Source organism: Bradyrhizobium sp. CCBAU 11386, assembly GCF_028128955.1.
Lineage (GTDB): Bacteria > Pseudomonadota > Alphaproteobacteria > Rhizobiales > Xanthobacteraceae > Bradyrhizobium.
In genome coordinates this window covers 1-6,471 of sequence record NZ_LBKA01000138.1, presented here as the reverse complement: position 1 = coordinate 6,471, position 6,471 = coordinate 1, and the positions used below count along the sequence as shown (strand labels likewise).

Below are 6,471 nucleotides of genomic sequence, written 5' to 3'. Positions count from 1 at the left end.
AAGTTCGCGTCAGGGCGCCGAGGACGACGCGCTGATCACGATGATGGCGCTACCACCGCCGCGAAGTTTTCGAAGAAGTTCGCGGCCAGCTTTCGCGACGTCGAGTCGATCAGCCGCGCGCCGAGCTGTGCGAGCTTGCCGCCGATCTGCGCGTCGGCCTCGTAGTGCAGGACGGTTATGTCAGGCGATTCCTCCTCCAGCCTGACCTTCGCGCCGCCCTTGGCAAAGCCTGCGACGCCGCCGGCGCCTTCGCCGACGATGCGGTAGCCGTTGGGGGCATCGATATCGGTCAGCGTCACCTTGCCGCTGAACGTCGCCTTCACCGGGCCGACCTTCAGCACCACGGTCGCCGTCATCCCCGTCGGCGCTGCCATCTCGAGCGATTGGCAGCCCGGAATGCAGCGCCTGAGAATGTCGGGATCGTTGAGCGCAGCCCACACCTTGGCTTTCGACGCCGGAATACGCTGACTGTCGTTCATCTGCATCGCTTCCACCCCTTTTGGCCGTTGCTTGTACGGCTCGACTAGGGCGGCGCCCGGCTGCAATCAATCGCCAGGAAGTACTAGTGCTGCGTACTCTGGCGTCTCATTCACTCAATGTCATTCCGGGGCGCGACGAAGTCGCGAACCCGGAATCCGTTCATCCACATACGCCGCGGCCCGATGGATTCCGGGCTCCCTCGCTCCGCTCGGGCCCCGGAATGACAGAATGGACCGACCGGCGAGGAACGCCAAGGTCATCATCAACAAAATCAATGACTTAGCTTGTCGCCGTCTACTACCAAGATCGCGATTACAACGGCGTGAGCGCGTGCTCCTATTCGTCGCAACGAACAAGACATCAAAGGGAGAAACGACGCGCCAAGGGCGCCGACGTCCAGGGCCAGCGCTTCGCGCTGGCGGTCGAACCCAGGCCGCCATCGACGAAGCGGAGATCGTCTTCGAAAGCCTCTTGCAAGGTCGCGCCACGCACTGGCAGCGGCACGGAACATCGTGGCCGAATCGCGCACCTGCGACAAACGTCAGGATGACCTTTCCATGACGCACGGCCCCAAAATCCCAGTTGCAAAGTTCCGTTCGCGCTGTCTCTAATTAGAATAACTACAAACATTCGGGAGGACTTCACCGTGTCTACAGTCAAACTGACAGTGAACGGCAAGGCCGTTGCTGTCGACGTCGAGGATCGCACGCTGCTGGTCCATCTCCTGCGCGATCACCTCAACCTCACCGGCACCCATGTCGGCTGCGACACCAGCCAGTGCGGCGCCTGCGTCGTGCACATGGACGGCCGCGCAGTGAAATCCTGCACCATGCTGGCGGGACAGGCCGACGGCGCCAGCATCACCACCATCGAAGGCATCGCCAAGGGCGACGAGCTGCACCCGATGCAGGCCGCCTTCCGCGACAATCACGGCCTGCAGTGCGGCTATTGCACGCCGGGCATGATCATGTCGGCGATCGACATCGTGCAGCGCCATGGCGGCCAGCTCGACGAGGCCACCGTCCGCCAAGAGCTCGAAGGCAACATCTGCCGCTGCACCGGCTACCACAATATCGTCAAGGCCGTGCTGGATGCGGCCGGACGCATGAAGGTTGCGCAGGCGGCCGAGTAAGGCCGCCCGCCTCGAACGAAGACCACCACTGCTGCTTTCGATGGAAAGCGCAGTCAAAATAATTCCGGTCGGGAGGACCAGTCATGGGTGTTGAAGGCATCGGCGCGCGAGTCGTGCGCAAGGAAGACAAGCGTTTCATTACCGGCAAGGGTCGCTACGTCGACGACATCAAATTGGTGGGCATGACCCATGCCCATTTCATTCGCAGCCCGCACGCGCACGCCAAGGTGAAGAAGATCGACTCGTCCGCGGCGCTGAAGATGCCGGGCGTGGTCGCGGTGCTCACCGGACAGCAGCTGGTCGACGACAAGGTCGGCAACCTGATCTGCGGCTGGGCCATCACCTCCAAGGACGGCAGCCCGATGAAGATGGGTGCATGGCCGGCGATGGCGCCGGAGACGGTGCGCTTCGTCGGACAGGCCGTCGCGGTCGTGATCGCCGACAGCAAGAATCTGGCGCGCGACGCGGCGGAAGCTGTCGTCGTCGATTACGAGGAACTTCCCGCGGTCGCCGACGTCCACGCCGCGATCAAGGCCGGCGCGCCGCAGCTTCACCCTGAAGCGCCCGGCAACCAGGTCTATGACTGGGTGCTCGGCGACGAGGGCGCCACGGAAGCGGCTTTCGCCAAAGCCGCCAATGTCGTGAAGCTCGACGTCACCAACAACCGCCTCGCGCCGAACGCGATGGAGCCGCGCGCGGCGATCGCCGATTACGACGCCGCGGAAGAGCATTTCACGCTCTACACGACGTCGCAGAACCCGCATGTCGCCCGCCTCGTGCTGTCGGCGTTCTACAACATCGCCCCCGAGCACAAGCTGCGGGTGATCGCGCCCGACGTCGGCGGCGGCTTCGGCTCCAAGATCTTCATCTATCCCGAGGAGATGGTGGCGCTGTGGGCGTCGAAGAAGGTCGGCCGTCCCGTGAAATGGACCGGCGACCGCACCGAGGCCTTCCTCACCGACGCGCATGGCCGCGACCATGTCACCCATGCCGAGATGGCGTTCGACGCCAGCAACAAGATCACCGGCCTCAAGGTGAAGACCTACGCCAATTTCGGCGCCTACATGTCGCTGTTCTCCTCGTCGGTGCCGACCTATCTCTACGCGACGCTGCTGTCGGGCCAGTACAACATCCCGGCGATCCATGCCGAGGTGATCGGGGTCTACACCAACACCACGCCGGTCGACGCCTATCGCGGCGCGGGCCGCCCCGAGGCGAGCTATCTGATCGAACGGCTGATGGAGACGGCTGCGCGGCAGCTGAAGGTCGATCCGGCGGCGCTGCGCCGGACCAACTTCATCACCCAGTTCCCGCACCAGACGCCGGTGATCATGGCCTATGACACCGGCGACTTTAACGCTTCGCTCGACGCGGCGATGAAGGCGATCGACTATGCCGGCTTCGCCGCACGCAAGGCCAAGGCCAAGGCGGACGGCAAGCTGCGCGGCATCGGCGTCTCCTGCTACATCGAGGCCTGCGGCATCGCGCCGTCGAAGGCCGTCGGCAGCCTGGGCGCCGGCGTCGGTCTTTGGGAATCCGCCGAGGTCCGCGTCAACCCGGTCGGCACCATCGAGATCCTGACGGGCTCGCACAGCCACGGCCAGGGTCACGAGACCACGTTCTGCCAGCTCGTCGCGGAGCGCCTGGGCGTTCCGATCAGCCAGGTCTCGATCGTTCATGGCGACACCGACAAGGTGCAGTTCGGCATGGGCACCTACGGCTCGCGCTCGGCGGCCGTCGGCCTCACCGCGATCCTGAAGGCCATGGAGAAGATGGAGTCCAAGGCCAAGAAGATCGCCGCGCATGCGCTGGAAGCGTCGGAGGCCGACATCGTCATCGAGAACGGCGAGTTCAAGGTGACCGGCACCGACAAGGCGATCGCCTTCCCGATGGTCGCGCTCGCGGCCTACACCGCGCACAACCTGCCTGACGGGATGGAGCCGGGCCTGAAGGAAAGCGCCTTCTACGACCCGACCAACTTCACCTTCCCGGCCGGCACGTATATCTGCGAGCTCGAGGTCGATGCCGGCACCGGCAAGACGAGTTTCGTCAACTTCGTCGCCGCCGACGATTTCGGCCGGCTGATTAACCCGATGATCGTCGAGGGACAGGTCCATGGCGGCCTCGCCCAGGGCATCGGACAGGCCCTGCTCGAGCACGCGATCTACGATGCCAACGGCCAGCCGGTCACGGCCTCGTTCATGGACTACGCCATGCCACGCGCCGACGACCTGCCCTCGTTCAACCTCTCCCACACCACGACGCTGTGCCCGGGCAATCCGCTCGGCATCAAGGGTTGCGGTGAGGCCGGCGCGATCGGCGCCTCTGCGGCCGTGATCAATGCGATCACGGATGCGATCGGCAAGAACAACCTGGAAATGCCCGCAACCCCTGACCGGGTGTGGCGCACGATCCACGCGGCTTGAGGGAGGAACCAAGATGTACCAGACAACCTATCATCGCGCTTCCTCGGTCGACGAAGCCGCCAGCCTGTTCGGCAAGAGCAGCGAGGCAAAATTCCTCGCCGGCGGCCAGACGCTGCTGCCGGTCATGAAGCAGCGCCTCGCCAGTCCCTCGGACGTGATCGACCTCGGCAAGATCAAGGACATGATCGGCGTCGAGGCCTCCGGCGACACGCTGACCATCAAGGCCGCCACGCCGCATTACGACGTCGCGACCAGCGATGCCGCGAAGAAGGTGATCCCTGCGCTCGCCTATCTCGCCTCGCTGATCGGCGATCCCGCGGTGCGCTATCGCGGCACGATCGGCGGCTCGATCGCCAACAACGATCCCGCCGCGGACTATCCGGCCGGGCTGCTCGCGCTCGGCGCCACCGTGAAGACCAACAAGCGGTCGATCACGGCGGATGACTTCTTCAAGGGCCTGTTCACCACCGCGCTTGAGGACGGCGAGATCATCACGGCCGTGTCGTTCCCGGTTCCTGCGAAAGCGGGCTACGCCAAGATGCGGCATCCGGCCTCGCGCTTCGCGCTGACCGCCGTGTTCGTCGCGCAGACGAAGTCGGGCGAGATCCGCGTTGCCGCGACCGGCGCCTCGCAAAGCGGCGTGATGCGGGTGCCCACGATCGAGGCCGCGCTGAAGGCAAACTGGTCGCCGTCAGCGATCGACAGCGTGACGATTTCGGCGAGCGGACTTCTGTCCGACATCCACGGCACGTCGGAGTACCGCGCCAACCTCGTCAAGGTGATGGCGCAGCGCGCGGTGGCCGCCGCGGGCTGAAACGCGACAAGGCGCGTTAGCGCCTCAACACAAATCTTCCGCGGCGCGCAGCAATGCGCGCCGCTTTTATTATGCGCCCATGCATGAAAAGCGCTTGCCTCGCTGGCATGAAGGCGAGAAAAGTTAATCAGCCAATTAACTCGCCCCACAGAGGAACGTCCCAGGCGATTGCCGGACCATCGGCAATCCGCCCGCGACCCGAGGAAACAAAAACGTGCTCGACAAACCAGCCCAAAACGCCTCCGGCCCGCTCGCGGGCTTCCGCATCGTCGAATTCGCCGGCATCGGACCCGGCCCGTTCGCCTGCATGATGCTGGCCGACATGGGCGCCGACGTCGTCACACTCGACCGTGTCGGCGCCAAGAAGAGCATGAAGTCGGTGGCAGGGCGCGGCCGCAAGGTGATCGAGCTCGACCTCAAGGACAAGGCGGCGATCGCAGAGGTGCTCGACCTGCTTGCGAGCGCCGACGCGCTGGTCGAAGGTTTTCGTCCCGGCGTGATGGAACGGCTCGGGCTCGGCCCCGACATCGTGCTCGCGCGCAACCCGAGGCTCGTCTACGGCCGCATGACCGGCTGGGGCCAGGAAGGCCCGCTCGCCAATGCCGCCGGCCACGACATCAACTACATCTCCATCACCGGCGCGCTCGCCGCGATCGGTACGAAAGAGGCGCCGGTGCCGCCGCTCAATCTGGTCGGCGATTTCGGCGGCGGCGCGCTCTACCTCGTCGTCGGCGTGCTCGCGGCCCTCCTCGAGGCGCAAAAGTCCGGCAAGGGCCAGGTGGTCGACGCCGCGATGTGCGACGGCGCGGCGTCGCTGATGTCGTTCTTCTTCGACATGACCACGATCGGCCGCTGGACCGAGGGCCGCAACCAGAATTTCCTCGACGGCGGCGCGCATTTCTACGGCGTCTACGAATGCGCCTGCGGCCATTTCGTCTCGATCGGCTCGATCGAGCCGCAGTTCTACGCGCTGCTGCGCCAGCACGCGGGCCTCTCCGACGCCGATTTCGACGCGCAGATGGACCGCAAGGCCTGGCCGGCGCTGAAGGAAAAGCTGAAAGCCGTGTTCAAGAGCAAGACGCGCGAGGACTGGTGCAAGATCATGGAAGGCACCGACATCTGCTTCGCGCCGGTGCTGACCATGTCGGAGGCGACGCAGCATCCGCACATGGTCGCCCGGCAGGTGTTCGTCGAACGCCACGGCGTGAAGCAGCCCGCGCCCGCGCCGCGATTCTCACGCACGCCGTCGGCCGTGCGGGAGCCGGAGGGCGCGGAGATCGCCGCGGTGACGAAGGCGTGGCAGGCTGGTGGATAGCGACACCGGCGCGCACCTCATCCTCCCCTCGTCGTCCCGGACAAGCGCGCCATAAGCGCGCGCCGATCCGGGACCCATAATCACAGGCCGTTGTGGTTACGGGACTCGGAGTTACCGCTTTCGCGCCGCAACTCCCCCTGGGGCTATGGGTCCCGGATTGCATGTTGTCGGCGTCTTCCTGAAGGAAGATGGGACGCCGGCGGGACCTCGCGGTCCTGGACCCTGACGATCGTGCAGATCTGGAGGCCCGCCGACGCTTCTGGGTCCGGGCACGAACGGTAGAGAGGGCTATTCGCCCGTATGC

General features: G+C 65.2%; 5 protein-coding genes. 4 read left to right on the top strand and 1 reads right to left on the bottom strand.

Annotated features, from left to right (window positions below; all coding sequences use genetic code 11):
- Positions 1-35: 35 nt before the first annotated feature.
- Complete coding sequence (locus XI09_RS09185) at positions 36-485, bottom strand: SRPBCC family protein (RefSeq protein ID WP_271566552.1); 450 nt, start codon at positions 483-485, stop codon at positions 36-38.
- Positions 486-1,126: 641 nt separating this feature from the next.
- Here XI09_RS09185 and XI09_RS09180 point away from each other — a divergent pair.
- From XI09_RS09180 to XI09_RS09165, 4 genes are all read left to right on the top strand, one after another.
- A complete protein-coding gene (locus XI09_RS09180) occupies positions 1,127-1,612 on the top strand; it encodes a (2Fe-2S)-binding protein (protein ID WP_092192097.1) in 486 nt (161 codons plus the stop codon).
- Between the two features lie 83 nt (positions 1,613-1,695).
- Complete coding sequence (locus XI09_RS09175; RefSeq protein ID WP_271566551.1) at positions 1,696-4,038, top strand: xanthine dehydrogenase family protein molybdopterin-binding subunit; 2,343 nt, start codon at positions 1,696-1,698, stop codon at positions 4,036-4,038.
- 13 nt (positions 4,039-4,051) lie between these two features.
- The gene (locus XI09_RS09170) at positions 4,052-4,852 is read left to right on the top strand and encodes an FAD binding domain-containing protein (RefSeq protein ID WP_271566550.1); all 801 of its coding nucleotides are present in this window, start codon (positions 4,052-4,054) and stop codon (positions 4,850-4,852) included.
- 214 nt (positions 4,853-5,066) lie between these two features.
- Positions 5,067-6,167, top strand: coding sequence for a CaiB/BaiF CoA transferase family protein (locus tag XI09_RS09165; RefSeq protein ID WP_271566549.1), 1,101 nt, complete (start codon positions 5,067-5,069; stop codon positions 6,165-6,167).
- The last annotated feature ends 304 nt before the right edge of the window (positions 6,168-6,471 follow it).